Annotated in this window: 30 protein-coding genes and 1 tRNA gene; 10 read left to right on the forward strand and 21 right to left on the reverse strand. The window is 68.0% G+C overall.

Annotated elements, in window-relative coordinates:
* Positions 1-113 precede the first annotated feature (113 nt).
* Positions 114-1,907, reverse strand: a complete 1,794-nt coding sequence (locus IFS44_RS06915) for a peptide MFS transporter (protein WP_183936093.1) — start codon at positions 1,905-1,907, stop codon at positions 114-116.
* A gap of 164 nt (positions 1,908-2,071) precedes the next feature.
* On the opposite strand from IFS44_RS06915, the gene IFS44_RS06920 reads away from it, so the two are divergent.
* Both IFS44_RS06920 and IFS44_RS06925 read left to right on the forward strand, forming a co-directional pair.
* Positions 2,072-2,647 (forward strand): nitroreductase family protein, encoded by a 576-nt coding sequence (locus tag IFS44_RS06920; RefSeq protein WP_031394567.1) that lies wholly within the window; start codon positions 2,072-2,074, stop codon positions 2,645-2,647.
* A gap of 37 nt (positions 2,648-2,684) precedes the next feature.
* The gene (locus IFS44_RS06925) at positions 2,685-3,041 is read left to right on the forward strand and encodes a GntR family transcriptional regulator (protein ID WP_031394568.1); all 357 of its coding nucleotides are present in this window, start codon (positions 2,685-2,687) and stop codon (positions 3,039-3,041) included.
* Positions 3,042-3,076: 35 nt separating this feature from the next.
* On the opposite strand, the gene IFS44_RS06930 is transcribed toward IFS44_RS06925, so the two are convergent.
* Together IFS44_RS06930 and IFS44_RS06935 are read right to left on the reverse strand one after the other, a co-directional pair.
* Positions 3,077-3,907: an arylamine N-acetyltransferase family protein gene (locus tag IFS44_RS06930; RefSeq protein ID WP_192097985.1), complete on the reverse strand. Its 831-nt coding sequence runs from the start codon at positions 3,905-3,907 to the stop codon at positions 3,077-3,079.
* 408 nt (positions 3,908-4,315) lie between these two features.
* Complete coding sequence (locus IFS44_RS06935) at positions 4,316-6,028, reverse strand: acyl-CoA dehydrogenase (protein ID WP_192097986.1); 1,713 nt, start codon at positions 6,026-6,028, stop codon at positions 4,316-4,318.
* Positions 6,029-6,074: 46 nt separating this feature from the next.
* On the opposite strand from IFS44_RS06935, the gene IFS44_RS06940 reads away from it, so the two are divergent.
* Entirely contained in the window at positions 6,075-7,079 is a 1,005-nt protein-coding gene (locus IFS44_RS06940) for an L-threonylcarbamoyladenylate synthase (RefSeq protein ID WP_192097987.1), read from the forward strand.
* Between the two features lie 122 nt (positions 7,080-7,201).
* On the opposite strand, the gene msrA is transcribed toward IFS44_RS06940, so the two are convergent.
* Positions 7,202-7,744, reverse strand: a complete 543-nt coding sequence (msrA, locus tag IFS44_RS06945; RefSeq protein WP_031395728.1) for a peptide-methionine (S)-S-oxide reductase MsrA — start codon at positions 7,742-7,744, stop codon at positions 7,202-7,204.
* A gap of 92 nt (positions 7,745-7,836) precedes the next feature.
* On the opposite strand from msrA, the gene galE reads away from it, so the two are divergent.
* Positions 7,837-8,817, forward strand: a complete 981-nt coding sequence (gene galE, locus IFS44_RS06950) for a UDP-glucose 4-epimerase GalE (protein WP_192098195.1) — start codon at positions 7,837-7,839, stop codon at positions 8,815-8,817.
* A gap of 12 nt (positions 8,818-8,829) precedes the next feature.
* On the opposite strand, the gene IFS44_RS06955 is transcribed toward galE, so the two are convergent.
* From IFS44_RS06955 to folK, 5 genes are all read right to left on the reverse strand, one after another.
* Positions 8,830-9,582, reverse strand: a complete 753-nt coding sequence (locus IFS44_RS06955) for a phosphatase PAP2 family protein (protein ID WP_166746447.1) — start codon at positions 9,580-9,582, stop codon at positions 8,830-8,832.
* Positions 9,583-9,588: 6 nt separating this feature from the next.
* Positions 9,589-9,858 (reverse strand): DUF1488 family protein, encoded by a 270-nt coding sequence (locus IFS44_RS06960; RefSeq protein ID WP_031395725.1) that lies wholly within the window; start codon positions 9,856-9,858, stop codon positions 9,589-9,591.
* 175 nt (positions 9,859-10,033) lie between these two features.
* Positions 10,034-10,453 carry an HIRAN domain-containing protein gene (locus IFS44_RS06965; RefSeq protein WP_192097988.1) on the reverse strand — a complete coding sequence of 140 codons (420 nt, stop codon included), beginning with the start codon at positions 10,451-10,453 and terminating at the stop codon, positions 10,034-10,036.
* An 88-nt stretch (positions 10,454-10,541) separates the two neighbouring features.
* A tRNA-Lys gene (locus tag IFS44_RS06970) sits at positions 10,542-10,617 on the reverse strand.
* Between the two features lie 19 nt (positions 10,618-10,636).
* The gene (gene folK / locus IFS44_RS06975) at positions 10,637-11,113 is read right to left on the reverse strand and encodes a 2-amino-4-hydroxy-6-hydroxymethyldihydropteridine diphosphokinase (protein ID WP_192097989.1); all 477 of its coding nucleotides are present in this window, start codon (positions 11,111-11,113) and stop codon (positions 10,637-10,639) included.
* Between the two features lie 22 nt (positions 11,114-11,135).
* On the opposite strand from folK, the gene IFS44_RS06980 reads away from it, so the two are divergent.
* Positions 11,136-11,807: a uracil-DNA glycosylase gene (locus IFS44_RS06980; RefSeq protein WP_031441050.1), complete on the forward strand. Its 672-nt coding sequence runs from the start codon at positions 11,136-11,138 to the stop codon at positions 11,805-11,807.
* 6 nt (positions 11,808-11,813) lie between these two features.
* On the opposite strand, the gene aguB is transcribed toward IFS44_RS06980, so the two are convergent.
* The 5 genes from aguB to rpsD all read right to left on the reverse strand — a co-directional run bounded on the left by aguB (position 11,814) and on the right by rpsD (position 16,513).
* A complete protein-coding gene (gene aguB / locus IFS44_RS06985; protein WP_031395228.1) occupies positions 11,814-12,674 on the reverse strand; it encodes an N-carbamoylputrescine amidase in 861 nt (286 codons plus the stop codon).
* A gap of 8 nt (positions 12,675-12,682) precedes the next feature.
* Complete coding sequence (locus IFS44_RS06990) at positions 12,683-13,033, reverse strand: DUF3147 family protein (RefSeq protein WP_166746450.1); 351 nt, start codon at positions 13,031-13,033, stop codon at positions 12,683-12,685.
* Positions 13,033-14,001: an agmatine deiminase family protein gene (locus IFS44_RS06995; RefSeq protein ID WP_192097990.1), complete on the reverse strand. Its 969-nt coding sequence runs from the start codon at positions 13,999-14,001 to the stop codon at positions 13,033-13,035. Before IFS44_RS06995 ends, IFS44_RS06990 begins: the two co-directional genes overlap by 1 nt.
* A complete protein-coding gene (locus IFS44_RS07000) occupies positions 14,002-15,633 on the reverse strand; it encodes a M28 family peptidase (RefSeq protein ID WP_192097991.1) in 1,632 nt (543 codons plus the stop codon).
* Between the two features lie 265 nt (positions 15,634-15,898).
* Positions 15,899-16,513, reverse strand: a complete 615-nt coding sequence (gene rpsD, locus IFS44_RS07005; RefSeq protein ID WP_192097992.1) for a 30S ribosomal protein S4 — start codon at positions 16,511-16,513, stop codon at positions 15,899-15,901.
* A 192-nt stretch (positions 16,514-16,705) separates the two neighbouring features.
* Between rpsD and IFS44_RS07010 the strand changes: the two genes are divergently transcribed.
* A complete protein-coding gene (locus tag IFS44_RS07010) occupies positions 16,706-17,005 on the forward strand; it encodes a chorismate mutase (RefSeq protein ID WP_192097993.1) in 300 nt (99 codons plus the stop codon).
* Positions 17,006-17,269: 264 nt separating this feature from the next.
* Here IFS44_RS07010 and IFS44_RS07015 read toward each other — a convergent pair whose 3' ends face one another.
* The 5 genes from IFS44_RS07015 to rpiB form a co-directional block, all read right to left on the reverse strand.
* Positions 17,270-18,355, reverse strand: coding sequence for a TrmH family RNA methyltransferase (locus tag IFS44_RS07015; RefSeq protein WP_192097994.1), 1,086 nt, complete (start codon positions 18,353-18,355; stop codon positions 17,270-17,272).
* Between the two features lie 160 nt (positions 18,356-18,515).
* Positions 18,516-18,980, reverse strand: coding sequence for a transcriptional regulator NrdR (nrdR, locus tag IFS44_RS07020; protein ID WP_056053297.1), 465 nt, complete (start codon positions 18,978-18,980; stop codon positions 18,516-18,518).
* The gene (locus tag IFS44_RS07025; RefSeq protein ID WP_031394946.1) at positions 18,981-19,160 is read right to left on the reverse strand and encodes a hypothetical protein; all 180 of its coding nucleotides are present in this window, start codon (positions 19,158-19,160) and stop codon (positions 18,981-18,983) included.
* Between the two features lie 5 nt (positions 19,161-19,165).
* Positions 19,166-20,476 carry a serine hydroxymethyltransferase gene (locus tag IFS44_RS07030; protein ID WP_031394947.1) on the reverse strand — a complete coding sequence of 437 codons (1,311 nt, stop codon included), beginning with the start codon at positions 20,474-20,476 and terminating at the stop codon, positions 19,166-19,168.
* Positions 20,473-20,931: a ribose 5-phosphate isomerase B gene (gene rpiB, locus IFS44_RS07035; RefSeq protein ID WP_037529906.1), complete on the reverse strand. Its 459-nt coding sequence runs from the start codon at positions 20,929-20,931 to the stop codon at positions 20,473-20,475. Before rpiB ends, IFS44_RS07030 begins: the two co-directional genes overlap by 4 nt.
* A 160-nt stretch (positions 20,932-21,091) precedes the next feature.
* Between rpiB and IFS44_RS07040 the strand changes: the two genes are divergently transcribed.
* From IFS44_RS07040 to IFS44_RS07055, 4 genes are read left to right on the forward strand one after another with little or no spacing between them, the layout of a single operon-like run.
* Positions 21,092-21,523: a hypothetical protein gene (locus IFS44_RS07040; protein WP_192097995.1), complete on the forward strand. Its 432-nt coding sequence runs from the start codon at positions 21,092-21,094 to the stop codon at positions 21,521-21,523.
* 10 nt (positions 21,524-21,533) lie between these two features.
* Positions 21,534-22,103 (forward strand): sigma-70 family RNA polymerase sigma factor, encoded by a 570-nt coding sequence (locus IFS44_RS07045; RefSeq protein ID WP_031441039.1) that lies wholly within the window; start codon positions 21,534-21,536, stop codon positions 22,101-22,103.
* Positions 22,096-22,815 carry an anti-sigma factor gene (locus IFS44_RS07050; RefSeq protein ID WP_342366369.1) on the forward strand — a complete coding sequence of 240 codons (720 nt, stop codon included), beginning with the start codon at positions 22,096-22,098 and terminating at the stop codon, positions 22,813-22,815. Before IFS44_RS07045 ends, IFS44_RS07050 begins: the two co-directional genes overlap by 8 nt.
* The gene (locus tag IFS44_RS07055) at positions 22,815-23,279 is read left to right on the forward strand and encodes a DUF3429 domain-containing protein (RefSeq protein ID WP_192097996.1); all 465 of its coding nucleotides are present in this window, start codon (positions 22,815-22,817) and stop codon (positions 23,277-23,279) included. Before IFS44_RS07050 ends, IFS44_RS07055 begins: the two co-directional genes overlap by 1 nt.
* 11 nt (positions 23,280-23,290) lie before the next feature.
* Here the strand turns inward: IFS44_RS07055 and hemA are convergent, their stop codons facing one another.
* Positions 23,291-24,553, reverse strand: coding sequence for a 5-aminolevulinate synthase (gene hemA, locus IFS44_RS07060; protein WP_192097997.1), 1,263 nt, complete (start codon positions 24,551-24,553; stop codon positions 23,291-23,293).
* 136 nt (positions 24,554-24,689) lie between these two features.
* The gene (murI, locus tag IFS44_RS07065; protein WP_192097998.1) at positions 24,690-25,484 is read right to left on the reverse strand and encodes a glutamate racemase; all 795 of its coding nucleotides are present in this window, start codon (positions 25,482-25,484) and stop codon (positions 24,690-24,692) included.
* Positions 25,485-25,617: the final 133 nt, after the last annotated feature.

Below are 25,617 nucleotides of genomic sequence, written 5' to 3' on the forward strand. Positions count from 1 at the left end.
ACCCGTGGTCACTTACGAACCGCAGAGTGTCTGGATCCCCGCCTTCGCGGGGATGACGTATCGTTAGGCGATGACGGATCATGGGGAATGATGCGTCGGTAGGTCCAGCGGCCTTACTGGACCCCGTGCATCCACTTCTTGATCAGCGGCGAGATCAGCAGCAGCAGCACGCCGATCCCCGCCGAGACCAGCCCGATCGTCCAGAACACGCCGGCATAGGTGTCGAGGCTGACCTTGAGATTGGTCACCTGACCGCCGACCGTCTCGACGCTGGCGACCTGCGCGACGATGCCCGCGACATATTGCGCGACCGAGATCGACAGGAACCACACGCCCATCATCAGCCCGACGACGCGCGCGATCGACAGCTTGGTGATCATGCTGAGCCCGACCGGCGAGATGCAGAGCTCGGCGAAGGAGTGGATGAAGTAGAGCCCGGCGAGCCACCAGATCGCGACCTTGAACGTCGGGCCGACCATGCTCGCGCCCCAGACGAGGAACAGGAAGCCGACGCCGACGCCGATCAGCGCGATGCCGAACTTGACCGGGATCGACGGCTCGATGCCCCGGGCGGCGAGCTTGGTCCACAGGATCGACATCACCGGCGCGAGCGCGACGATGAAGAACGCGTTGAAGAACTGAGTCTGCCCGGCCGAGATGCTGAACAGGCCGAAGACGCTGAGATCGGTGTTGCGATCCGCGAACAGCGTGAGGCTCGAGCCCGCCTGCTCGAACAGCGTCCAGAACACGACGTTGAAGACGATCAGCACCATCGCCGCGAGCATCATCTGGAACTCACGCCGCTCGCCGTTGACGAACGACCAGATCAGGATGCCCGGCACCGCGACCAGGAACGTGCCGAACAGCAATTTGCCCATCAGCGACAGCGAGACGATGTAGCCGATGATCCCGGACCCCGGCACCGGCGGCTCGGCGTTCATCAGGTTGACGAACAGCAGGTAGAAGATCGGGATACCGAGCAGCGCGAGCGCATAGATGCCAAGCGCGCGATCGGGGCCGCTGCGCACCGGCGGCTCGCCGTATCCGTTGAGTTTGCCGCCATCGAACTGGATCAGCGTCCACGAGAACAGCATGCCGATCGCCGCCAGCCCGAAGCCGGCCCACCAGCCGAACGCGACCGCGAGAAACGGGCAGAGCAGCTGCGAGAAGAGCGAGCCGAGGTTGATCCCCATGTAGAAGATCGTGAACCCGGCATCGCGGCGCTTGTCGCCCTGCGCATAAAGCTCGCCGACCATCGTCGAGATGTTGGGCTTGAAGAAGCCGTTGCCGACCGAGATCATGCAGAGTGCGAGCAGCATGATCGTGACGTAGAAGCTGCTGCGTTCCGCGCCCGATTCAAAGCCGCCCTTCTCGACCGTGCGCGCGACCGCGCCGTCGGCGGCGAGCAGCGAGACGGTGCCGTCGTCATTGCCCTTGATCTTCAGCTTGTTCGCGCCGTCGACGAGGTAGCGGACCTCGCTGTCGGCCTGTTCGACGACCTGGATCTCGTAGCGCTGGTTGGCGATCGTCGCATAGGGCTTGGCGGTCTCGCCGCCGAAGCAGAGCAGCAGATAGCCCATCGCCATGATGATCGCGCCGAACTTCACCGCGCGCTTCGAGCCGAGATACTGGTCGGCGAGATAGCCGCCGACCAGCGGCGTCAGATACACCAGGGCGGTATAGCCGCCGTACAGCCCGGTCGCCTCGCGGTCGCCGAACACGAAATGCTTGGTGAGGTACAGCGTGAGCAGCGCACGCATGCCGTAATAACCGAAACGCTCCCACATTTCGGTGGTGAACAGTCGCGCGAGCTGGCGGGGATGGCCGAACCACGTCTCCCCGCTGGCGGGGTTCACATGGGTGATATCCGGCTCTCGCGGCGTATCCGCGGTCGGGGTGTCCACCATCTTTTACGCTCCCTGAAACGCTGGGCCGCCGTCGAACGCGGCGGCTTCATTGCGGCCTTACCTAGCGGCAAAGCCGGGACTGTAAATATCGGTGGCCGCGGGACCGCCTGCTAAATCGCGGATGCGGCTGTAAATTGCCGCGCCCCGTGCCTATCTGCGGGGCGATGTTCAACGACACTTCCAGCCCGCTTTCGCTGCTCGCGACCCGCCGTTCGGGCAAGCCGCGCGACCTTGTCGCGCCCGGTCCCGATGCCGATCAGCTCGCGCAGATCCTGGCGATCGCAGCCCGCACCCCCGATCATGGCAAGCTCGCGCCTTGGCGCTTCGTGGTGGTCGGCCAGGACCAGCGCACCGCGCTCGCCGCGCTGATTATCGATGCGTACCGCGTCGAGCGGCCGACCGCGTCGCGGACCGAGATCGAGGCGCTCGACCAGTTCGCGCACCAGGCCCCGGCGCTGGTCGTCGTGTTGTCGTCACCCAAGCCGAGCCATATCCCCGTGTTCGAACAGGAATTGTCGACCGGGGCGGCGTGCATGAACCTGCTCCACGCGGTGCATGCGCTGGGCTTTGCGGGCGGCTGGCTGACCGGCTGGCCGAGCTATTCGGACACGGTGCGCGATGCGTTCGGCGAGGGCCATGAGCGGATCGCCGGGTTCCTGTTCGTCGGCACGCCGTCGCGGCCGCTCGACGAACGGCCCCGCCCCGATATGGAACGTGTCGTCTCGCGCTGGCGGCCCTAGGACTCGACGAAATGGCCAATTGCTGTATTAAGGCAGCATGACAGCGCTCAGCAGCGAAGACAGCCCCGTATATCTCCGCCTCCGCGCCACGATCGCCGCCGGGATATTACGCGGCGACTATCGCGCGGGTGATCAGCTGCCCTCGGTCCGTGCCTTTGCCGCCGAGCATGGCGCCAACCCGCTGACCGTCGCCAAGGCCTATCAGACGTTCCAGGACGATGGCTATGTCGAGGTCCGGCGCGGCGTCGGCATGTTCGTCCTGCCGGGGGCCGCGGAGGCGTTGCGTGTGGCGGAACGCGAGACGTTCGTCACCACGCACTGGCCGCGCATCCTTGGGCATATCGACCTGCTCGGCCTCGACGCGCGCGACCTGCTGGCGCACGAGCGGGCCTGAGCCGCCCCGCGGGGTGATCCCGCGCGGCGGGTGACTCAGAACAGCTTCAGCGCGGCGATGTCCTCGACGCTCAGGTCGATCCCGAACAACAGGCTCATGCGGATCCGGTAGACGCGCGGGTCGGTGATCTCGCCGCTGGCCGTGTCGGTGCCGGACCGCCGACGATAGGTGCGCCCCATCAGCGAGGCGAAGCCGTTGGGCAGGACGATGCTGGCGATCGCGGTCTGGGTGAAGCGGCTCGCGGGGGCGGTCGACGTCCAGTGATTGCCGAGCAGCAGATCGGCGTCGAACACCTCGGCGAGCGTGAAGCTGTATTGCGGCTGGAACCCGCCGCTCGCGCCGCGTCCGTCGGTGGTCATCGGATCGCCGTCGCGCAGCAGCATCCAGCCCTGTTCGCCGTGATCGCGGCTGGTCGCCTCGAGCCGGAAGCGCGCGCCATCGGGCGCGGTCGCCTCGGCGCCGTCCGCGAGCGGGAGCACGGGGGTGTAGCTGCCGCCGAAGCCGGTGTCGGCGATCCAGGCCTGCCCGTCGATCGTCACCAGCGCGAAGGTGTGCGTGAGCGGCGGCACTTCGGTTGCGGCGATCCAGACGCGCGCCAGCACCGGGCGGGCGGCAAAGCCCAGTTCGGCAAGCGCATCGAGGAACAGCCGGTTATGCTCGAAGCAATAGCCACCGCGGCGCGCGGTCACGAGCTTGGCGAACACCGAGGCGCTGTCGATCGCGATGCCGCGGCCGAGCACGACATCGAGATCCTCGAACGGGATGGCGAGCCGGTGCGCCAGCTGCAACCGGCCGAGGCCGATCGAATCGAGCGTGGGCCGCGCGGGCATGGCGACACGGGTCAGGTAAGCGTCGAGATCGAACATCGGTCGGGGGGTCCTCGTTTGGGTTGACCCTTACCGTGCGTGTGGCGCGGCCGTCGAGTGGCGAAAGGCGGGTGGGGGCTGTTGGGGTGCATGGCCGCGGTTCTGGGGCGGGCGTGCGCCACATGCACGTACGTCCCCCGCCGTCGCGTGCATACGTCCCCCGCCGCCGCGCGCATACATCCCCCGCCACCGCCCCTCACCCCCGCCGTTCGTGCTGAGCGAAGTCGAAGCACCTAGGCTTGGGGCGGCCCTTCGACTGCGCTCAGGGCGAACGGGGGTGGGGTGTTTGGGAATGGGGTGTACGCCAGCCCCCTCCGTCATCCTGGGCTCGACCCAGGATCCAGGGCCGCGGACGCCTGAGGGCGTGGCTCTGGATCCTGACTTTCGTCAGGATGACGGGAGGGGGGCTTACGCCGCGAACAGCGCCGGTTCGATCGCGTAGAGCACCGCGGCGCTGGCGCTGGCGGCGGCGACGAGGCCCATGGCTTCGGGGACGATCTGTTCGAGGTAGAAGCGCACCGAGGCCGCCTTCATCCGTCCGAAATCGTCGGTGCCGGCGACCGCGCCCTGGCGCTCCATCAGCCAGCCGCAGGTCGCGACCGACAGCATCGTCAGGAAGGGGTAGCTCGCGGCGAGCTTGTCGTCGGCGTCCGCGGTGGCGAGGCGGCGGCCGATTGCGTCGCAGGCGTCGACGAGCGCGAGCAGCCGCTCGTCCTTGGCTTCCGCGCGGATGTCGGCGATCAGCGTGGCGAACGCGCCGCCATTGTCGAGCGCGAGCTTGCGGCCGACCAGATCGGCGGCCTGGATGCCGTTGGTGCCTTCGTAGATCGGCGTGATGCGCGCATCGCGGAAATACTGCGCGGCGCCGGTCTCCTCGACATAGCCCATGCCGCCATGCACCTGGATGCCGAGCGAGGCGACTTCGTTGCCGATGTCGGTGCCGTGCGCCTTGGCGAGCGGGGTGACGAGTTCGAGGCGGTTGCGCGCCGCGGCGTCGCCCATATTGGCGCGGTCGACCTGCCCGGCGGCATAATAGACGAGCGCGCGCGCCGCCTGGGTCTGCGCCTTCATCCGCAGCAGCATGCGGCGGACGTCGGGATGCTCGACGATCTTGACCGACTCCTTGTTCGGCGAGCCCGCACGCGCCGACTGGACCCGGTCGAGCGCATAGGCGACCGCGCCCTGAGTCGCGCCCTCGGCGACCTGCACGCCCTGAAGCCCGACATTGAGCCGCGCATTGTTCATCATCGTGAACATCGCACGGATGCCGCCGAGTTCCGCACCGATCAGCTCGCCGACGCAGTCGTCATTATCGCCGAAGCTCAGCACGCAGGTGGGCGAGGCGTGGAGCCCCATCTTGTGCTCGATCGAGACGACGCGGACATCGTTGAAGTCCCCGGGCGTGCCGTCGTCGTTCAGCCGGTATTTCGGCACGAGGAAGAGCGAAATGCCCTTGGTGCCCGCGGGCGCGCCGGGCGTCCGCGCGAGGACGAGGTGGACGATGTTCGGCGCCATGTCGTGATCGCCGAACGAGATGTAGATCTTGGTGCCCTTGATCGACCATTTGCCGTCACCTAGCGGCGTCGCGGTGGCGCGGAGCGCGCCGACGTCGGAGCCGGCCTGCGGCTCGGTCAGGTTCATCGTGCCGGTCCATTCGCCGGTCGCGAGATGCGGGAGGTAGAGCGCCTGCTGCTCCGGGCTGCCGTGATGCGCGAGCGCCTCGATCGCGCCGACGGTCAGCGTCGGGCAGAGCGCGAAGCCCATGTTCGCCGAGCCCAATGTGTCGAGCACCGCGGTCTGGATCGCAAAGGGCAGGCCCTGCCCGCCCCATTCCTCCTCGACGCCGATCGTGCCCCAGCCGCCCTCGACATAGTCCTTGTACGCCTGCGCGAAGCCGTCGGGCATGACGACGCCGTCGGGGGTCCATTTCGCGCCGACAGTGTCCCCTGCGCGGTTGAGCGGCGCCCATTCGCCTGCGGCGAACTGTCCCACGCCTTCGAGCACCGCGTCGACGACGTCGTCGCTGGCGGCGGCGAACCGGTCGGTGGCGGCGAGTTCGCCAATCCGCACGACGTGATCGAGCACGAAACGCTGTTCGGTGGTTGCTGGGGTGAAGGCCATGGCATCCTCTTATCGCTATGCTTTGCGCCCGCTATAGGCCTTCAGAATGACGCGTCCACACCCCCTGATTTTACCCTACGGCACCGCGGCGGTCGCGCAGGCGGCGGCGATGATTCGCGCCGGCGGACTCGTCGCGGTGCCGACCGAGACGGTCTACGGACTCGCCGCGGATGCGACCGACGCGCAGGCGGTGGCGGGAATCTATGCGGCCAAGGGACGGCCGAGCTTCAACCCGCTGATCGTGCATGTCGCGGATCTCGCCGCGGCCGAACGGATCGCGGTGTTCGATGCGGATGCGCGCGCGCTGGCCGCGGCGTTCTGGCCGGGGCCGCTGACGCTGGTGCTGCCGGTGCGCCGCGATTCGGGGATCGCGGCGCTGGTGACCGCGGGGCTCGACACGATCGCGATCCGGGTGCCGCGGCACCGCGCGATACAGGCGCTGATCGCGGCATCGGGGCGGCCGCTCGCGGCACCGTCGGCCAATGCGAGCGGGGGGATCTCGCCGACGACCGCGGCGCATGTCGCGGCGAGTCTGGGGGGGAACGCGCCGCTGATCCTCGACGATGGCGCGACCGAGGCGGGGCTCGAGTCGACGATCGTGGCGGGGCGGACGGTGCTGCGGCCGGGGCCGGTGACCCGCGCGGCTCTGCTCAACCACCTCCCCGGCGGAGGCCGGGGCGCAGATGGAAAGGTCGCTGTAACGGAGGACGACGGGCCTCACGATCGTCCCGCAACTGGGCCCCGGCCTTCGCCGGGGGGGCGTGGGGTTACGGCGCCCGGGCAGCTCGAAAGCCATTATGCGCCGCGCAAGTTGCTTCGGTTGAACGCGCTCTATGCCGAGCCCGAAGAATGGCTGATCGGGTTTGGTGACGTAGCGGGCGACATATCGCTCTCCACCTCGGCAAACCTCGTCGAAGCCGCCGCGAAGCTGTTCGACCTGCTCCATGCCGCGGACGCGAATGCGGCGGCGCGGATCGCCGTCGCACCCATTCCGTCCGAAGGCATCGGCGAGGCGATCAACGACCGCCTCCGCCGCGCTGCGCACCGCTGACGCTCTCGTCATCCTGACGAACGTCAGGACCCAGAGCCACAGGCGGTACCCCCGTAACCCTGGATCCTGACTTTCGTCAGGATGACGAGGTGGGTGGCGCCGCCTGTTCAGCCATGCTGCCGTTATGCGCTCACCGCTGCCTTCGACCGTGCGGCGAAGCTCTTGCGCAGCTTCTGCAGCTTGGGGGGGATCACCGCCATGCAATAGGGGTTGGAGCGGCCCGAGGTTTCCCAATAATCCTGGTGATAGCCTTCGGCCTCGTACCAGGTGGTCATCGGCTCGATCGTCGTGACGATCGGCTTGGCGCTGTCCGCCTGCGCACGCTCGAGCGCGGCCTGCATCTCGGCCTTCTGCGCGTCGTCGGCGGGGAACATTGCCGAACGATATTGCGTACCGACGTCGTTGCCCTGCCGGTTGAGCGTCGTCGCGTCATGCGTCGCGAAGAAGATGTCGAGCAAATCGCCGAGCTTCAGCTGTTCGGGATCGAAGCCGATCCGGATCGCCTCGGCATGGCCGGTGTCGCCGCCGCACACCTGTTTGTAGGTCGGATCGGGCACGTGCCCGCCGATATAGCCGCTCTCGGCGCTCTCGACGCCGATCACGTCCTTGAACACGGCCTCGGTGCACCAGAAGCACCCGCCCGCCAGCGTTACATAATCCGTCATCACGATCTCCTTTCCGCCAAGATAGGAAGCCGCTACCCCGCAACAAAGAGGAGACGCATGTGATCGACGGTCCAAGGCTTGATGGCAGGGTGATGGTAACGGGCGGCGCCGGCTATATCGGCAGCCATGCGGTCCTGGCGCTGCTCGACGCGGGGCATGAGGTGGTCGTGGTCGACAATCTCGTCACCGGCTTCGACTGGGCGGTCGATCCCCGCGCGACGCTGGTCGAGGCGAACGTCGCTGACGATGCGAAAGTCCGCGCGGCGATCCGCGATCACAAGGTCCGCGCGATCATGCATTTCGCCGGCTCGGTCGTGGTGCCCGAATCGGTCAGCGACCCGCTCAAATATTACCGCAACAACACCGCCGCCAGCCGGTCGCTGATCGAGAGCGCGGTGGCGGAAGGGGTGCCGCACTTCATCTTCTCGTCGACCGCGGCGACCTATGGCACGCCCGAGAAGGTGCCGGTCGCCGAGGGCGATCCGACCGTGCCGATCAATCCCTACGGCATGTCGAAGCTGATGACCGAGGCGATGCTGCGCGACGTCGCGGCGGCGCACCCGATCAACTATGCCGCGCTGCGTTATTTCAACGTCGCGGGCGCGGATCCGCAGGGGCGCAGCGGCCAGTCGACGGTCGGCGCGACTCACCTGATCAAGATCGCGGTCGAGGCGGCGACGGGCAAGCGCAGCCATGTCGGCGTCTATGGCACCGATTTCGCCACTCCCGACGGCACCGGCGTGCGCGACTATATCCATGTCAGCGACCTTGCCGCCGCGCATGTCGCCGCACTCGACCTGCTGGTCGCCGAGCCGACGAAGAGCCACACGCTCAACGCGGGCTATGGCACCGGCTTCTCGGTACTCGAGGTGCTCGATGCGGTCGACAAGGTCACCAACATGACGATCGACCGCCGCCTAGAGGGGCGTCGCGCGGGCGATCCGGCGATGCTGATCTCGGACAACAGCGCGATCCTTTCGACGCTCGACTGGCAGCCGCGCCATGCCGATCTCGACGGGATCGTCCGCGATGCGCTGGCCTGGGAACGCACGCTCGCAGAGCGCCAGCGCTAAAGACGGGCCCGATCAGGCGTCGGCGGGCGGGCGGCCAAAGGCGTGGCGCTCGCCGCCGATCGCCGCCCGGGCGCGCGCCGTGGCGAGCCACCAGCCGAGCGCCCACAGCGTTCCGAAGCTCCACCCGGCGAGCACGTCGCTCGGCCAGTGGACGCCGAGATAGACGCGGCTGCATCCGATCGCCCCGACCATCAGGATCGCCATGACGAGGATGTAGCGCCGCGCCGCATTCGACACGGTGACCTGCGACGCGAGCCCGGCGAGCGTGAGATAGACGATCGCGCTGTTCGCCGAATGCCCGCTCGGGAAACTCATGTTCGACACCTGGACCAGATGGTCGACGATGTCGGGTCGCGGCCGGGCGACCTCGGTCTTGACCAGCGCGACGACCATCCCGCCGCTGATACTTGCAGCGAGCGTCGCCGCCGCGCTGAGCCAGAGCCGCTGGACCGCGAGCAGCCCCGCCGCCAGCACCACGATGATCGTCAGCACGACGCCGCCGCCGAGCGCGGTGACGTCGGCGGCGACCTTGGGCAGCCAGGACGGCCCGCCCCAGGCGCGCAGGTTGAGGATGATCGCGCGGTCGAAATCGAACGGCCAATGGCCGACCGCGAGACCGATCAGCAGGACGAGCGCGATCGCGACCGCGCCGACCGATGCGCCCGCGAGCACCACCGGCAGGCGACGGCGATGCGCCTCGCCCGGGGTGGCGACGCCGGGCGTCACGCTGCGATCACCCTCGCCACGGCCGGCCGACGCCGTCATGCGGAGTTATTCCAGATCGCCCTCGTCGATGACGATCAGCGATGCGGACGGCTTCTTCATCGCGGCTTCGGCGCAGACGTCGACGATCTCGTCGCTGAAACGCTCGAACAGCTCGAGCGCGTCGTCCTCGGGCTCGTCGCCGCTGAGTTCCTTCAGCACGGCATATTTCACCGCGAAATCACGGTCGTCGCCGTCGATCTCGGCGGTGAACTCGACCTGCCGCTCGCGGTCATTGTCGGTAAGGCTGTTCTGGTCGATTACGAGGCTGCTGGCCATGTCTTGAACTCCCGGGGTTACGCGATCGTCCCTGCCCTCGCCCCTCGTGCAGGGCAAGCCGGTAAAACGCGTTTTGCGCTTCGCCGATGCAGGGTTGGTCAGGCAGCGATAACCCGTGAGCCCGGCCTTCGATCCGGGAAAGGTCCACGCTGCGGTGTTTCACCACCTCCAGCGATCAGGCGCCCCATTCGGGCCCGTCCTCGTCGCGGTAGAAGCCGTCGTCGCGGTCGGGTTCGGGCGGGGGTGGTGGCGGGCCGGGATCGGCGATCGGCGGCGGCAGCGAAGGGTCACCCCCGCCGAAGCGGATGCGGACATAGGCGCCCCCCTGATGCATCGCCTGGAACAGCGCGCTTGTCTCCTCGGCCTGCAGCCGCCGGCCGATCATCGGCGCGCGTTCGGCGCTGATATAGCCGAGCTGGATGTCGCGCTCGCTCCACACGCCGACCGCATTCGAATCATGCGGATTCTTCGGTTCGCGGCGCAAGGTCACGCGGTCGCCCGGCGCACAGAGCAGGATTTCCATCCGCCGGTTGCTCCGGGTCTTGTCCGCATTGGGGAAGTCGATGCCGACGATCGAGGTGGTGAATTCGTCCATCGCGCGACGATGCGCGCGCCGGCGCGGCCGATCAAGCGGTGCGAATGGGGGGGGCGAATCGGGGGCTTGCGAGAGGATGAGGTGCCGATGGTGGGTCCGCCGGGGCTCGAACCCGGGACCTCTCGATTAAAAGTCGCTTGCTCTACCAACTGAGCTACGGACCCGTACATCGGCTGCGAGCCACTAGGGGCGCAGCCGCGGTCGGTCAACCTTGTGCGCGAGATGGCGGACGCTTTGCCCGGTCAGCGGGTCGCGCCAGCGCGGCGCGATACGCACGAGCGGCGCCAGCACGAAGCCGCGATCCCGGTAGGCGGCGTGCGGCACGGTCAGCCCCGGCCCCCTCCAAGCACCCCCCGACCACAGGATGATGTCGAGGTCGATCACCCGCGATCCCCAGCGGCGCCCGCGCCGCCGCCCGAACGCGGTCTCGATTCGCTTCAGCCGCGCGAGCAGCACGGGCGGCGAGTCGCGCGTCTCGATCAGCGCGACCGCATTTGCATAGCGCCGGATCGACGGCCCGAGCGGCGCGCTCGCGATGATCGGCGACACGGCGACGACACCGCCGACCGCGGCCAGCGCGGCGCGGATCGTCGCGGCGGGCGCGCCGTGGATCCCGCGCCGATTCGAGCCGAGCGCGATCGCATAGGTTGTCCGCTCCATCCGACCCGCCTAACGCACCGCGATGAACTTCGCACCCTCCCCGCTGCCCGAAACCGAGCCGCCGCACGACTGTCCCAATTGCCCGCGTCTCGTCGCCTTTCGCAACGAACTGCGCGCCGAATTCCCGACCTGGTGGAATGCCCCCGTCCCCGCGTTCGGCGATCCCGACGCGTGGCTCGGCATCATCGGCCTCGCCCCCGGCAAGCACGGCGCCAACCGCACCGGCCGCCCGTTCACCGGCGATTTCGCGGGGCAATTGCTCTACGATACGCTCGGCAAGTTCGGGCTGGCAGACGGCGTCTTCGCGGCGAAACCCGATGACGGGCTGAAGCTCAACGGCGCGATCATCATCAATGCGGTCAAGTGCCTGCCGCCGCAGAACAAGCCGACCCCGGAGGAAATCCGCACCTGCCGCCCGTTCGTCGAATCGCAGCTCGCCGAACTGCCCAAGGCGCGGATCTTCATCGCACTCGGCCAGATCGCGCACCAGACCAGCGTCAAGCTGCTCGGCGGACGCCTGCCCAAGGCGAAGTTCGGCCATCTCGCCGAGCATGTCATGCCCGACGGCCGCATCCTGATCGATAGCTATCACTGCTCGCGCTACAACCAGAACACCCGCGTCCTGACCCCCGAGATGTTCGAAGCGGTCTTCGCACGGGCGCTGGAGTTGCGGCGCAGCATCGCCGCAGCATAAGCTGCGTCAGACGTCCGCGACCAGCCGTCCGTAAAGATCAGGTCGCCGGTCGCGGAAGAAGCCGAAGGCGGCGCGGTGGCGCTTGACGATGTCGAGGTCGATCGTCGCGGTGATCACGCCTTCGTCGTCGCGACCGAGTTCCGCCAGAATGTCGCCGCGCTCGTCGGCGATGAAGCTGGTGCCGTAGAAGGTCTGGCCATGCTCGACACCGACGCGGTTGGCGGCGACGATCGGGACGACGTTGCTGACCGCATGCCCGACCATCGCACGCCGCCACAGCCGCGCGGTGTCGAGGCTGGTGTCGTGCGGCTCGCTGCCGATCGCGGTCGGGTAGAACAGGACCTCGGCGCCCATCAGCATCATCGCGCGCGCGGTCTCGGGATACCATTGATCCCAGCAGACGCCGACGCCGAGCGTCGAACGGCCCTGCGCTGCGGCATGCGGCCAGACCTTGAAGCCGGTATTGCCGGGGCGGAAATAGAATTTTTCCTCATAGCCCGGGCCGTCGGGGATGTGGCTCTTGCGATAGACGCCCTGCACCTCGCCGTCGGGACCGATCATCGCGAGGCTGTTATAGTGATGCGGGCCATCGGCCTCGAAGAAGCTGGTCGGGATGGTGACCTTGAGCGCCTCGGCGAGCGCCTGCATCGCGAGCACCGCCTTGTGCTCGCCGACGGGGGCGGCGTTGGCGAACAGGCCCTCGTCCTCGACACGGCAGAAATATTCGCCCTCGAACAATTCGGGCGGCAGGATCACCTGCGCGCCACGCGCCGCGGCCTCGCGGACGAGGCGCGAGACGTTGGCGATGTTCTTGTCGATATCGGCAGTGAAGCCGAGCTGGAGCGCGGCGACGGTGATCTCGGTCATGCGAATTCCTATAGCGTCACGCCGAAGCGCGCCGCGATTGCGACGACCGCGAGATAGAGAAGGATCGTCAGGACGCAACCGGCAGCGAGCGAAACCCAGAAGCCGACACCGTGCCGCAACAGCACCGGGATCAGCAGGAACATCGGCAGCGAGGGCAGCACGTACCAGAAGGTCGCCTCGGCATGTGCGGCCAGCCGGACGCGGTCGCCGGTGTCGTGCCACAGCCAGATCATGCCGAGCACCGACAGCAGCGGCAGCGACGCGACGAGCGCCCCTGCCGCCGGACTCCGCCGGGCGATGACCGCGATCAGCGCGACGATGATCCCGGACAGGACCGCGCGGACCGCGAAGGCGAGCATCAGCCGGGGATTTGCTGGCTGATGCAGTGGAAGCTGCCGCCGCCGGTCAGGATATGGTCCGCACGCTGCCCGACGACCTGACGATCGGGGAAGATCGCCTGGATCGCCGCGACCGCGGCGTCGTCATTCTCCGCGCCGTAGAGCGGCACGACGACGGCGGCATTGCCGATGTAGAAGTTCATGTAGCTGGCCGGCACGATCTCCTCGTCGCGCAGCACGCGGCCGGGCGACGGGATGCCGACCACGGTCAGGCCGGCACGTTCCGCATCGCGCTTCGCCAGCTGATAGACCTGCCAGTTGGGGTCGTTCTCGGCCGCCTCGGGGATCGCGACGCGGCCCTCGCCGACGAAGCGCGCGAGATTGTCGACATGGCCGTCGGTATGGTCGTTGACGAGCCCGTCGCCGAGCCACACGACCTGGCTGAAGCCGAGGTCGGACTTCAGCCGCGCCTCGATCCCCGCCTTGTCGAGGTCGGGGTTGCGGTTGCGGTTGAGCAGGCACTGCTCGGTCGTGACGACCACGCCGGTGCCGTCGCCATCGACCGCGCCGCCTTCGAGCACCCAGTCGAACGCCGCGAGCGTCTTGCCGCGGCTCGCGGCCAGACGGCGGCCGATCGTGTCGTCGCCGGGCAGATCGTATTTGCCGCCCCAGCCGTTGAACACGAACTGGTGCGCGGTGCCGTCGCCGACGATGATCGGCGCGGTGTCGCGCAGCCAGATATCGCCGAACGGCTCGACCACGACCTCGGCGAACGGCGCGAGCCGGCGCGCGGTCCGCGCCGAACCCTCGTCCGCGGCGACCAGGATCACCGTCTCGCCGCGGCCGTCGGCATGGACGGCGGAGGCAAAGGCGACCACCTCGTCACGCGCGGGTTCGAGATCGTCGAGCCACAGATCGGCATGGCTCGGAAAGCCGATCCACACGGCCTTGTGATGCGCCCATTCGGCGGGCGGGGGGAGTGTCGTCACTTACTTGGCTCCTGCGCGATCTTTGTCGCGGATGTTGCGGAATTCGGCGGTCTTGTACCAGTTCGGCCACAGCCCGGTGTCGTCGGCGAGCTTGCGGCCGAGCCCGTAATAGATCGTCAGATCCTCGACCGCACCCGACCAGTCCCATGTAGCGTCATATTCGTCCGCGGGCTTGTGATAGCGGTTGGCAACATAGTCCTCGCGCGCGGCATGACCCGCCGTGGTGCCGCCGACGACGAGGTCCTCGCCGCTACCGCCGTCGAGCATCGGCACGCCGAGCTTGGCGAAGCTGAAATGGTCCGAGCGGTAATAGCCGCCGCGTTCGGGGTTGGCCTCGACGCCGATCACGCGGCCCTGCGCGGCGACGAACGGCTTGACCAGATCCTCGATCTCCGACTTGCCCGCCCCCGTCAGCACGAAGTCCTTCACGCGGCCGTCGACGTTCAGCACGTCCATGTTCACGCCGCCGACCGTCCGCGCGAGCGGATAGACGGGATGTTCGGCATAATAGCGCGAGCCGAGCAGCCCCGATTCCTCCGCGGTCACCGCGAGGAACGCGATCGAGCGCTTCGCCGGGCCGGCCTTCACATGCGCCTGTGCGAGCGCGATCAGCCCCGCGGTGCCCGTCGCATTGTCCGCCGCGCCGTTGCAGATGTCGTCGCCACCCACCGCGTCGCAGCGGCCGAGATGATCCCAGTGCGCCGAATACAGCACGTAATCGTCCGGTGCGGTCGTGCCCGGCAGCACGCCGATGACGTTCTTCGACGCCTGGCGCCGGATCGTGTTGGCAAAGCCGGTCGACAGCTTGAGGCCGAGCGGTACCGCCTTGAAGCCCTTGACTTTGGCGGCCGCGGCGAGCGCGGCATAGTCCTTGCCCGCGCTCGCAAAGACGCGCTCGGCGGCAGGCTTCTGCATCCAGCCGATCACCTGCGACTGGTCGAGATGATCGCCCTTCTCGTCGAGTTCGAGCTGCGGCCCGGTCCAGGACGACTGCACCACCGCCCAGGGATAGGCCGCGGGTTCGGTGTCGTGGACGATGATCGCCGCGGCCGCGCCGTGCTTGGCCGCATTCTCGAACTTGTAGGGCCAACGACCATACCAGGTCATCGCGCGGCCCTCGAACGGGCCTTCGCGGCCCATTGTCTGCCAGTCGGCGTCGTTGATGAGGATGACGACGGTCTTCCCCTTCACGTCGACGCCGGCATAATCGTCCCAGCCCTTTTCGGGCGCGGTGATCCCGTAGCCGACGAACACGACGTCGCTGTTCGTCACGGTCGACGTCGGCGCGACGCGGTAGGTGCCCGCGACCATGTCGGTGCGATAGGCGAGGCTGACGGGAGCGGTGCCGCCGGTGAAGACGAACGGCCGGACGTCCTTGGCGGTGATCTCGACCATCGGCACGTCCTGGGTCCAGCTGCCTTTGTTGCCGGGTTTCAGCCCCGCGGCCTCCATCTGCGCGACGAGATAGGCGACCGTCTTCGCCTCGCCCGGCGTGGTCGGCGCGCGGCCTTCATAGGCATCCGACGACAGCGTCTGCGTGACGGTCTTGAGCGTTTCGACCGAGATGGCGGGCGCGGTCTGCGCCGAGGCGGCGGTGCCGAGAAGGAGCAAGGGCAGAAGGGCAGCGCGCATAGGGATCTCCCGAGTGAATGCCGCGCGTTCTGGCAAAGCCGGGCCATGATGTCCACGCAACGAAAAAGGGCGGCCCCGGTGGGACCGCCCTTCACACCCTTACCGTTCGTGCTGAGTAGAGACCGAGTAGGTGCCGAAGGCACCGTATCGAGGGCTCGTATCGAAGCACAGGTGGTACGCGCCAACCTGTCCTTCGATACGCCGCCTCGATACGCGGCTGCGCCGCTACTCGACGGCTACTCAGGACGAACGGGAGGAAATCAAATCAGCGCGAATAGAACTCGACGACGAGGTTCGGTTCCATCTTCACCGGATAGGGCACTTCGTCGAGCGTGGGCACGCGCGTGAACGTGACCTTGGCGGCGCCGTCGGTGGCGACATAGTCGGGGATCTCGCGCTCGGCGAGGCTCTGGGCTTCCATCACCAGCGCCATCTCCTGCGCCTTCGAACCCAGCGTGATCTCGTCACCGACGAAGCAGCGACGCGATGCGACGTTGCACTTCACGCCGTTGACGCGGATGTGGCCGTGCGAAACGATCTGGCGGGCCGCGAAGATCGTCGGCGCGAACTTGGCGCGGTAGACGATCATGTCGAGACGCTGCTCGAGCAGGCCGATAAGGTTCTGGCTGGTATCGCCCTTCATGCGTGCGGCTTCGAAATAGCAGGCGCGGAACTGCTTCTCGGTCACGTCGCCATAATAGCCCTTGAGCTTCTGCTTGGCGCGCAGCTGGATGCCGAAGTCGCTGACCTTGCCCTTGCGGCGCTGGCCGTGCTGGCCGGGGCCGTATTCACGCTTGTTGACCGGCGACTTGGGGCGACCCCAGATGTTCTCGCCCATACGGCGATCGAGTTTGTACTTTGCGCTCTGACGCTTCGACATAGTATAACCTTTGCAAATGCAAACAACGTTGGTCCCGGTATCGCTCTGCTGGTCGTCATAGGACCCAAGGGTCCGGACAAGGCAGGGCCACCGCTTCACCGGGGTGCAGGGCCATTGCGAAGGCGGGCGCCTAGACGCCGCGCCTGCCAGAGTCAAGCTGGACAGCGTGCGGGCCGCTCGGCAAGAGGCGGCATGACCATCCTATCCGGCCCCGATTGTACCACCATGACCGAGGTCCGCGCGGGCGTCGACGCGCTCGACCGCGAGCTCGTCGCGCTGCTGGCCAGACGCTTTGCCTATATGGACGCCGCCGCGCGCATCAAGCCCGAGCGGGGGCATGTGCGCGACGAGGCGCGCAAGACTCAGGTGATCGAGAATGCGCGGGCCGAGGCCGCGCGGCTGGGGTTGCCGGATGCGGCGATCGCGGATCTGTGGGAGGCGCTGGTCGAGGCGTCGATCGCGTATGAGCTGGCGGCGTTCGACCGGCGTTGAGGCTCCCCACGTACGCCCCCCTGCCCCGTTCGTGCTGAGCGAAGTCGAAGCACCTTCGCTTGGGGCATGCCCTTCGACTTCGCTCAGGGCGAACGGGGGTAGGGGGACGCGACGGGGCCGAGGGCAATGCAACCGCCCCCTCCCCTCCCCATCCCGTTCGTGCTGAGCGAAGTCGAAGCACCTTCGCTCGGGGCGCGCCCTTCGACTTCGCTCAGGGCGAACGGGGGTTAGGAGAACGGGCCCGAACGCACCTCTCGCCCCCCGTCAGGCCCTGGGCTTTTTCCCCGCCAGCGACGACAGCACGCCGCGCATCGTGCGGATTTCCTGGCTCGACCAGCCGGGCTTGGTCAGCAGCGTGCGCAGTGTCCGCCGGGTCGTCTGGATCTTGTCGGGCGGATAGAAGAAGCCCGCGCCCATCAGCATCGTGTCGAGCTGGCCGATCATCCCGTCGAGCTCCTCCTGCGGTGCGGGCGGCATGATCGGGTTGATCGAGGGCTGGCTGAGCTCGCGCTCCGCGGTCAGCCCCTTCGACCATTCATAGGCGACCAGAATCACCGCCTGGGCGAGGTTGAGCGAGCCGAATTCGGGGTTGATCGGCACCGTGATGATCGTCCGCGCGACCGCGACGTCGTCGGTTTCTAGCCCTGAGCGCTCGGGTCCGAACAGGATGGCGGAGCGGCCGGGGGCGGCGTGGATCTCGGTCGCGGCTTGTTCGGGGGTCATGACGGGCTTGGTGACGCCGCGTTTGCGGACCGTTGTCGCGAAGACCTGCGCACAGTCGGCGGTGGCGGCGGCGACGCTGTCATAGACCTTGGCGTTTTGCAGGACGATGTCGGCACCGCTCGCGGCGGGGCCGGCCGACGGGTTGGGCCAGCCGTCGCGCGGGGAGACGAGGCGCATCTCGACGAGCCCGAAGTTCAGCATCGCGCGCGCGGCCTTGCCGATGTTTTCGCCGAGTTGGGGGCGGACTAGGATTATGACGGGGGGTGGGGTTGCGGCTCCCCCATCCCGTTCGTCCCGAGTAGAGGTCGAGCCTGTCGAGACCTCGTATCGAGGGACAGATTCGGAGCGCTCCGGCTTGCGCGCCGCGGCCGACACCGCTGCCCAGTCGTCGCGGCACAGCGCCTCCTTCTTCTTGCGCGACCAGCCCTTGACCTGGAACTCGGCCGCGAGTGCCTCCTGTCGCGAGGGGAACTCCTGGCTCCACATCAGCGTCACGGGGCGGCGCGTCTGTGTGTAGCCCTCGATCTCGCCAAGGTTGTGTTGACCGATCCTTCGCTCGAGGTCGTCGGTGTGTCCGGTGTAATAACTGTCGTCGGCGCAGCGCACCACATAGGCCCAAAATGTCATCCGCGGGGCTTATCCCTCGATACGCCGTCTCGGCAAGCTTGACGGCTACTCGGGACGAACGGGGGTGGGGGAGATTGCGGGGAGTCGTGCCGCAATGCAGCCGTTCGTCCCGAGTAGTGATCGAGCTTGTCGAGAGCGCGCAACGAGGGACAGGCCCGGATCACTCCGCCCGCCCAACCTCCTCGACACTCCCGGCAAACGCCTCGAAGTCCTTCGCCTCGCTGAAGTCCCGGTACACGCTCGCAAACCGGATATACGCGACTGAATCGAGCCCCTTGAGCCCGTCCATCACCATCTCGCCGATCCGCTTCGACGTCACGTCGTTCTCGCCGAGCGTCTCGAGCCGGCGCTGGATGCCGCTGACGAGCTTCTCAATCCGTCCCGGCTCGATCGCGCGTTTCCGCGTTGCGATCGAGAGCGAGCGGAGCAGTTTCTCGCGGTCGAACGGCTCCCTGCGTCCCTCGCTTTTCAGCACGAACAGTTCGCGCAGCTGGATACGCTCGAACGTCGTGAAACGCGCGGCGCAGCCTTCGCACTGGCGCCGGCGCCGGATCGCCGCCCCGTCTTCGGTGGGGCGGCTGTCCTTGACCTGGCTGTCTTCATGTCCGCAAAAGGGGCAGCGCATTCAGACCTTCTTCTTGCCCTTGTAATAGGCATAGCCCGCGCCTGCGAGCGCGCCGAAGATCGGGCCGATCACCGGCACCGGGATCGCGACGACCGCGCCGAGTGCGCTCCACTTGGCCATGCTCTTGCCGAGGCCGGGGGTCGCCTTGATGTCGTTCTGGATGTCATCGATCTTCGACATGCTCGTTATCCTTGATAGATGGGGAAGCGCGCGCACAGCGTGCGAACACGTGCCCGAACGTCCGCCTCGACCTGCGGGTCCCCATGCTCGCCCTTTTTCGCGAGCCCGTCCAGCACGTCGGCGACCATGTTGCCGATCTCGCGGAATTCGGCCGGACCGAAGCCGCGCGTGGTGCCGGCAGGGGTGCCGACGCGGATGCCGCTGGTCTTCATCGGCGGCAGCGGATCGTTGGGGATGCCGTTCTTGTTGCAGGTGATCCCTGCGCGCTCGAGCGCCTCGTCCGCATCGCGACCGGTGATGCCGAGCGGGGTGAGGTCGATCAGCGCGAGATGCGTGTCGGTGCCGCCCGAAACGACGTCCGAGCCGCGCTCCTTGAGCGTCGCCGCAAGCACCTTCGCATTCTCGACGACGGCGGCGATATAGCTCTTGAAGTCGGGCTGGAGCGCCTCGCCGAACGCGACCGCCTTGGCTGCGATCACGTGCATCAGCGGCCCGCCCTGGAGCCCCGGGAACACCGCCGAGTTGATCTTCTTCGCTACGCCCTCGTCATTCGTCATGATCATGCCGCCGCGCGGACCACGCAGCGTCTTGTGCGTGGTCGTGGTCACGACATGCGCGTGACCGAACGGCGTCGGGTGAAGCCCGGCCGCGACGATGCCCGCGAAATGCGCCATGTCGACCATGAAATAGGCGCCGACCTTGTCCGCGATCGCCCGGAAGCGCGCGAAGTCGATGACGCGCGGATAGGCCGAGCCGCCCGCGATGATCAGCTTCGGCTGATGCTCGACCGCGAGCGCCTCGACCTGGTCATAGTCGATCAGGTGGGTGGTGGCATCGACGCCGTACTGGATCGCGTTGAACCACTTGCCCGACTGGGCGGGCTTGGCGCCGTGCGTCAGATGGCCGCCGGCGTCGAGGCTCATCCCGAGGATGGTGTCGCCGGGCTTGACCAAAGCGAGCATCACCGCGCCGTTCGCCTGCGCGCCCGAATGCGGCTGGACGTTGACGAAGCCGCAGCCGAAGATCTGCTTGGCGCGCTCGATCGCGAGCGTCTCGACCGTGTCCGACGGCGCGCAGCCCTGGTAATAGCGCTTGCCGGGATAGCCTTCGGCATATTTGTTGGTGAAGACCGAACCCTGCGCCTCGAGCACCGCCTTGGAGACGATGTTCTCGGACGCGATCAGCTCGATCTGGGTCTGCTCGCGCTCGAGCTCCGCCTCGACGCCGGCGAAGACGGCGGCATCGGCATCGGCGAGGCCGCGGGTGAAGAAGCCGTCCGGCTGGACGTCATGGAGCGTGTTGGGCTGGGTGCTCATGCGGGGACCTTTGCGGAAGTCCGGTCGACGGCGGAGAGCTTGTCGACACGGTGTTGATGACGGCCGCCGGCGAAATCGGCGGACAGGAAGGCTTCGACGCACGCCTTTGCCATTTCCTCGCCGATCAGGCGGGCGCCCATCGCGATGGCATTGGCGTCGTTGTGGATCCGCGCGAGGCTCGCCGACAGCGGTTCGGAGACGAGCGCGCAGCGGCAGGCGGGATTGCGGTTGGCGGCGATCGAGATGCCGATGCCCGAGCCGCACAGCGCGATACCGCGTTCGGCGCGACCGTCCTCGATCGCGGCGGCCAGCGCATAGCCGTAATCGGGATAATCGACGCTCGCGGTGCCCTCGGGCCCGAGATCGAGCACGTCATGCCCGGCCTCGCGCAGCCACGCGGTCAGCACCGCTTTCAACGAAACGGCGGCGTGGTCGGACGCGATGGCGATGCGCACCTGGCGTATTCCTGTGATCGGGATCGGGTGCCCAGCCCTTTACCGAGCCGAGCCGGGATTTGCCACACCTGTTCGCGAAGGCGGCGCATAGAGCCTGACGATCCCCCGCCGCCAGGGGGAGGATTGCAATGACCGCCCTGCCGCCTGCAAAGAGAACCCCATGAAAGCTCTTGCCCTAACCGCCGCCCTCGTCCTCGCCGCCTGTTCCGGACCGGCACCCGAGACGCGCGGTGACGCGAGCATGACGTCGGCGGGCGCGACCGAGACGACGACGCGCCCCGAAAAGGTCGTCGCAGAACCGACGCGCGACCTATCGGGGCGGTGGATCGGCGTCGAGGGCATGGTCCTCGACGTGACGCCGGCGGGCGGACCGGGGCAGTTCCGGCTCGCGATGCAGTGGGATCTCGACCACAAGGGGGTGTTCGACGCGCGCGCGGTCGGCGACACGATCGTCTTCACGCGCGACGGCGTGCGCGAGATCCTGCGGCCGACGAACGGCGACGCGACGGGTCTGAAATATCTGGCCGGCAAGACCGACTGCCTGACGGTCAAGACGGGCGAAGGCTATTGTCGCCGCGGATCAACGCGCTAGTGTCGGTCGCGTGACCCTGTCCAAGCCCCAGGCGGATGCCGCCCGCGCCCATCTCTCGAGCGTCCTGATCCGGACCGGCGAGGAAGACCGTGACGCCTTTCGCGAGCTTTATGCGCTGACCCAGGCGAAGCTTTTCGGGATCACCCTGCGTATCTGTGGCAACGCTCAAGCCGCGGAGGATGTGCTGCACGACGTCTATCTCACGATCTGGAAGCGCGCCGGCGGCTGGGAACCCGGTCGTGCGAGCCCGATCACCTGGCTCGCGACGATCGCGCGCAACCGTGCGATCGACTGGCAGCGCGCACAGGGCGTGCGCCGCGCCTCGCCGATCGACGATGCGCCGGACATTGCCGACCCGCAGCCGAGCGCCGAGGCCTTGCTGCTAGACGACGAGGCGACGCGGCGGTTGCACGCCTGTCTCGAGGGTCTGGAGCAGCAGCAGCGCGACGTGATCCGGACCGCGTTCTTCGATGGCGTAACCTATGCCGAGCTCGCGCTGCGTCGCGCGGTGCCGCTCGGGACGATGAAGAGCTGGGTGCGGCGCGGGCTGGCCCGATTGAAGGATTGCCTCGGTGGCTGATCGTGATCCGCTTGCGGGCGAATTCGCCCTGGGCCTGCTCGAGGGCGACGAGCGGGCCGCGGCGGTGCGCCGCCTGCTCGCCGAACCCGGTTTCGCCGCCGATGTCGAATGGTGGCGCACGCAGTTCGCGGCGCTGTTCGACCTGTGGCCCGAGCATGACGCACCACCGCAGCTCGCGGCGCGGGTCGAGACGAGTCTCGACGCCCTCACCCGCCAATCGGGTCGTGCGACCAACGGCGTGACCACGCTCCGCAGCGGGGCGCGGTCGCCCTGGCCGTGGCTGGCGGCGGCGAGCAGCGCGATCGCCGCGTGTCTGCTGCTGTTCATCGCGGTCGAGCCGCGGTCGGCGCCGCCGGTGTCGCAGCCGATTCCGGCGGCGCGGCCGAGCAGCGTGCTGGTCGCGATGCTGGGCGATGCCAAGTCACCCGTCGCCGCGGTCTACGACCCCGCGACCGGGGCGTTGCGCGTCGCCGCCGGGCCGGGCGTGCCCGATGCGCGCGTCGCGCAGCTCTGGGTGATCGGCGGCGACGGCGTACCGCATTCGCTCGGGCTGCTCGCCGCGCGGCCGACGGTGCTGGCACCACAGGGCGCGGATCGCGGCCGGATCGCGCCGGGCGCGACGCTGGCGATCTCGATCGAACCGCTGGGCGGCTCGCCGACCGGGCTGCCGACCGGTCCGGTCGTCGCGACCGGCGTGGTCGCACGGGTCTGATGACGCCCGCGCCCGCGCCCTCCGGTGGCGTTCCGCCGATCGCGCGGCTGCTCGGGCTGTCGGGACTGTTGCCGCAGATCGGCGCGGTCGCGCTGCTGCTCGGCAACGATCCTGCGAGCCGGTTTTCCGCGCTGGCGGTCGCCTATGCCTATGCCGCGCTGATCCTCAGCTTTCTCGGCGGGCTCTGGTGGGGGCTGGCCGCGCGCACCGAGGGCGTACCGCGCTGGCTGTGGTTCGCGAGCGTGGCACCGTCGCTCATTGCGCTGGTGACCGCCTGGCCGTGGATGGTCGGGCTGCGCTGGCCGGGGCCGTCGCTGGTGGTGCTCGGGATCAGCCTGATCGGCGCGCTGCTCGTCGACCGCGCGCTGGTCCGTGCGGGGATCGCGCCGCCGGGGTGGATGGCGCTGCGCATGCCGCTGTCGCTGGGGCTCGGTGTCCTGACCCTCGCGGCGGCGGCACTCTAGGCCGGTCCGGCTCAGGCCGCCTTGCGCAGGTCCAGACGGCTCCAGATCTCGACCAGCGCGTCGGTCAGTTCGCGCATCATCGCCTCGGTATGCGCGGGGCCGGGCGTGAAGCGCAGCCGCTCGGTACCGCGCGGCACGGTCGGATAGTTGATCGGCTGGACGTACACGCCGTATTCGGCGAGCAGCACGTCGCTGATCTTCTTCGCCTTGACCGGATCGCCGACCATCAGCGGCACGATATGCGTGTCGCCGATCATCACCGGCAGCCCGGCATCCTTCAGCATCGCCTTCAGCATCGCCGCCGACGCCTGCTGCCCGTCGCGCTCGACGCTCGATGCCTTGAGGTGCCGGACGCTGGCAAGCACGCCCGCGACGAGCACGGGTGACAGCGAGGTCGTGAAGATGAACCCCGGTGCATAGCTGCGGATCACATCGACGATCGTACGATCGGCCGCGATATAGCCGCCCATCACGCCGAACGCCTTGCCGAGCGTCCCCTCGAGGATCGTGATCCGGTGCGCGACCTGATCGCGTTCGGAAATGCCGCCGCCGCGCGCGCCGTACATCCCGACCGCATGGACTTCGTCGCAATAGGTCAGCGCGTTGTAGCGATCGGCGAGATCGCAGATCGCGGCGATCGGCGCGATGTCGCCTTCCATCGAATAGACGCTCTCGAACGCGATCAGCTTCGGTGCGCTCGGATCCTCGGCGGCGAGCAGCTCCTCGAGATGCGCGAGGTCGTTGTGGCGGAATACGCGCTTCTCGCAGCCCGAATTGCGGATCCCCGCGATCATCGACGCGTGGTTCAGCTCGTCCGAAAAGATGATGCAGCCCGGCAGGACCTTGGCGAGCGTCGCCAGCGTCGCCTCGTTCGAGACATAGCCGCTGGTGAACAGCAAAGCCGCTTCCTTGCCGTGCAGGTCGGCGAGTTCACCTTCCAGGTCGACATGGTAATGCGTGTTGCCGCCGATGTTGCGCGTGCCGCCGGAGCCGGCGCCGACATCGTGCAGCGCCTCTTCCATCGCCGCGATCACCTTGGGATGCTGGCCCATGGCGAGATAGTCGTTCGAGCACCAGACGGTGATCGGCTTGGGACCGTTATGCCCGGCAAAGCAGCGTGCGTTCGGGAACGCGCCCTTGTTGCGCAGGATATCGATGAAAACGCGGTAGCGGCCCTCGGCATGGAGGCGGTCGATCGCCTGCGTGAAGACGCGCGAATAATCGACTCGTGGGCCCGCAATGCCGTCGGCCGTCGTGGAGACATCCGTAATCATGACCTGGGGCACTACGCCTCGCTTTCCGTCTAATCCAGCGCAATACCGTTGTTACGGTGATCGCTTTCCTCGTCCTTGTAGAACATTGCCATGCTGCGCGCATGACGCAAGCGGGCATATTGTCCCAAGCCGCGCGTCAGAGCTGCTCCATCCGGGTGAACCCGTGCCGGGCCATCGCGGGGGCGAGCGCCTGTTCGTCGGGGCCGAGTCGCGTGAAGACCGCGACCCCTTCGCCGGCGCCGGCCCAGGACTGACCCTGCATCAGGTGGACGATCCGGCGGGCGATGCCGGGGCCACCATCGACGAAGCGGATGTCCCGCGTCCCGGCCGCGGCGGCCAGCTCGGGGGCGACCAGCGGAAAATGCGTGCAGGCGTTGACGATCACGTCGATCGCCTCGCCGCCCACTTGCGAGAACAGGCCGTCGAGGACGGCGGCATAGCGATCGGGCGCGACCGCGCGGCCGTGGAGCTTGGCCTCCGCCATCTCGACCAGCGCCGCCGAGCCGTGGCGCAGGACGGTGCAGTCGGCCGCGAACCGCGCCGCGAGATCGTCGACATAGACCTGGCGCACCGTCGCCTCGGTCCCCAGCACGCCGATCGTCCGCGTCACCGACAGCGCCGCAGCGGGCTTGATCGCGGGGACCGTGCCGACCACCGGCAGATCGAGCGCGGCGCGCACCACCGGCAGCGCGATCGTCGACGCGGTGTTGCACGCGATCACGATCAGCCGCGGCCGATACCGCTCCGCCAGCCGCCCGAGCAGCACCGGCACGCGCGCGGCGATCTCCGCCTCGCTCTTGGTGCCATAGGGAAAGCCGGCCGAGTCGGCGGCATAGACGAAGGGCGCGTCTGGCAGGGCGGCGCGCGCGGGGCCGACGATCGACAAGCCGCCGACGCCGGAATCGAAGAACAGGATGGGGCGAACGTCCATCACCGCGCCTTAGGCGGTATCGGTGGCGGGTGACAGCCTGGGGGGCGGCAGAAGGTTGGCAGGGGTGTCGCGCGTCGCCCGCACGGCGCTTCCGCCGCCCGCGCCTTACGGTATCCGCCCCCCCTTCTTCCGT

It is taken from the genome of Sphingomonas sp. CFBP 13706 (assembly GCF_014842355.1).
Classification (GTDB): Bacteria; Pseudomonadota; Alphaproteobacteria; order Sphingomonadales; family Sphingomonadaceae; genus Sphingomonas; species Sphingomonas aerolata.

What these genes read in the sequence shown, in the direction of transcription:
- IFS44_RS06915 (WP_183936093.1), bottom strand. Translation starts at nt 1,907, where the DNA reads ATGGTGGACACCCCGACCGCGGATACGCCGCGAGAGCCGGATATCACC.
- IFS44_RS06920 (WP_031394567.1), top strand. Translation starts at nt 2,072, where the DNA reads ATGTTCAACGACACTTCCAGCCCGCTTTCGCTGCTCGCGACCCGCCGT.
- IFS44_RS06925 (WP_031394568.1), top strand. Translation starts at nt 2,685, where the DNA reads ATGACAGCGCTCAGCAGCGAAGACAGCCCCGTATATCTCCGCCTCCGC.
- IFS44_RS06930 (WP_192097985.1), bottom strand. Translation starts at nt 3,907, where the DNA reads ATGTTCGATCTCGACGCTTACCTGACCCGTGTCGCCATGCCCGCGCGG.
- IFS44_RS06935 (WP_192097986.1), bottom strand. Translation starts at nt 6,028, where the DNA reads ATGGCCTTCACCCCAGCAACCACCGAACAGCGTTTCGTGCTCGATCAC.
- IFS44_RS06940 (WP_192097987.1), top strand. Translation starts at nt 6,075, where the DNA reads ATGACGCGTCCACACCCCCTGATTTTACCCTACGGCACCGCGGCGGTC.
- msrA (WP_031395728.1), bottom strand. Translation starts at nt 7,744, where the DNA reads ATGACGGATTATGTAACGCTGGCGGGCGGGTGCTTCTGGTGCACCGAG.
- galE (WP_192098195.1), top strand. Translation starts at nt 7,837, where the DNA reads ATGGTAACGGGCGGCGCCGGCTATATCGGCAGCCATGCGGTCCTGGCG.
- IFS44_RS06955 (WP_166746447.1), bottom strand. Translation starts at nt 9,582, where the DNA reads ATGACGGCGTCGGCCGGCCGTGGCGAGGGTGATCGCAGCGTGACGCCC.
- IFS44_RS06960 (WP_031395725.1), bottom strand. Translation starts at nt 9,858, where the DNA reads ATGGCCAGCAGCCTCGTAATCGACCAGAACAGCCTTACCGACAATGAC.
- IFS44_RS06965 (WP_192097988.1), bottom strand. Translation starts at nt 10,453, where the DNA reads ATGGACGAATTCACCACCTCGATCGTCGGCATCGACTTCCCCAATGCG.
- folK (WP_192097989.1), bottom strand. Translation starts at nt 11,113, where the DNA reads ATGGAGCGGACAACCTATGCGATCGCGCTCGGCTCGAATCGGCGCGGG.
- IFS44_RS06980 (WP_031441050.1), top strand. Translation starts at nt 11,136, where the DNA reads ATGAACTTCGCACCCTCCCCGCTGCCCGAAACCGAGCCGCCGCACGAC.
- aguB (WP_031395228.1), bottom strand. Translation starts at nt 12,674, where the DNA reads ATGACCGAGATCACCGTCGCCGCGCTCCAGCTCGGCTTCACTGCCGAT.
- IFS44_RS06990 (WP_166746450.1), bottom strand. Translation starts at nt 13,033, where the DNA reads ATGCTCGCCTTCGCGGTCCGCGCGGTCCTGTCCGGGATCATCGTCGCG.
- IFS44_RS07000 (WP_192097991.1), bottom strand. Translation starts at nt 15,633, where the DNA reads ATGCGCGCTGCCCTTCTGCCCTTGCTCCTTCTCGGCACCGCCGCCTCG.
- rpsD (WP_192097992.1), bottom strand. Translation starts at nt 16,513, where the DNA reads ATGTCGAAGCGTCAGAGCGCAAAGTACAAACTCGATCGCCGTATGGGC.
- IFS44_RS07010 (WP_192097993.1), top strand. Translation starts at nt 16,706, where the DNA reads ATGACCATCCTATCCGGCCCCGATTGTACCACCATGACCGAGGTCCGC.
- IFS44_RS07015 (WP_192097994.1), bottom strand. Translation starts at nt 18,355, where the DNA reads ATGACATTTTGGGCCTATGTGGTGCGCTGCGCCGACGACAGTTATTAC.
- nrdR (WP_056053297.1), bottom strand. Translation starts at nt 18,980, where the DNA reads ATGCGCTGCCCCTTTTGCGGACATGAAGACAGCCAGGTCAAGGACAGC.
- IFS44_RS07025 (WP_031394946.1), bottom strand. Translation starts at nt 19,160, where the DNA reads ATGTCGAAGATCGATGACATCCAGAACGACATCAAGGCGACCCCCGGC.
- IFS44_RS07030 (WP_031394947.1), bottom strand. Translation starts at nt 20,476, where the DNA reads ATGAGCACCCAGCCCAACACGCTCCATGACGTCCAGCCGGACGGCTTC.
- IFS44_RS07040 (WP_192097995.1), top strand. Translation starts at nt 21,092, where the DNA reads ATGAAAGCTCTTGCCCTAACCGCCGCCCTCGTCCTCGCCGCCTGTTCC.
- IFS44_RS07055 (WP_192097996.1), top strand. Translation starts at nt 22,815, where the DNA reads ATGACGCCCGCGCCCGCGCCCTCCGGTGGCGTTCCGCCGATCGCGCGG.
- hemA (WP_192097997.1), bottom strand. Translation starts at nt 24,553, where the DNA reads ATGATTACGGATGTCTCCACGACGGCCGACGGCATTGCGGGCCCACGA.
- murI (WP_192097998.1), bottom strand. Translation starts at nt 25,484, where the DNA reads ATGGACGTTCGCCCCATCCTGTTCTTCGATTCCGGCGTCGGCGGCTTG.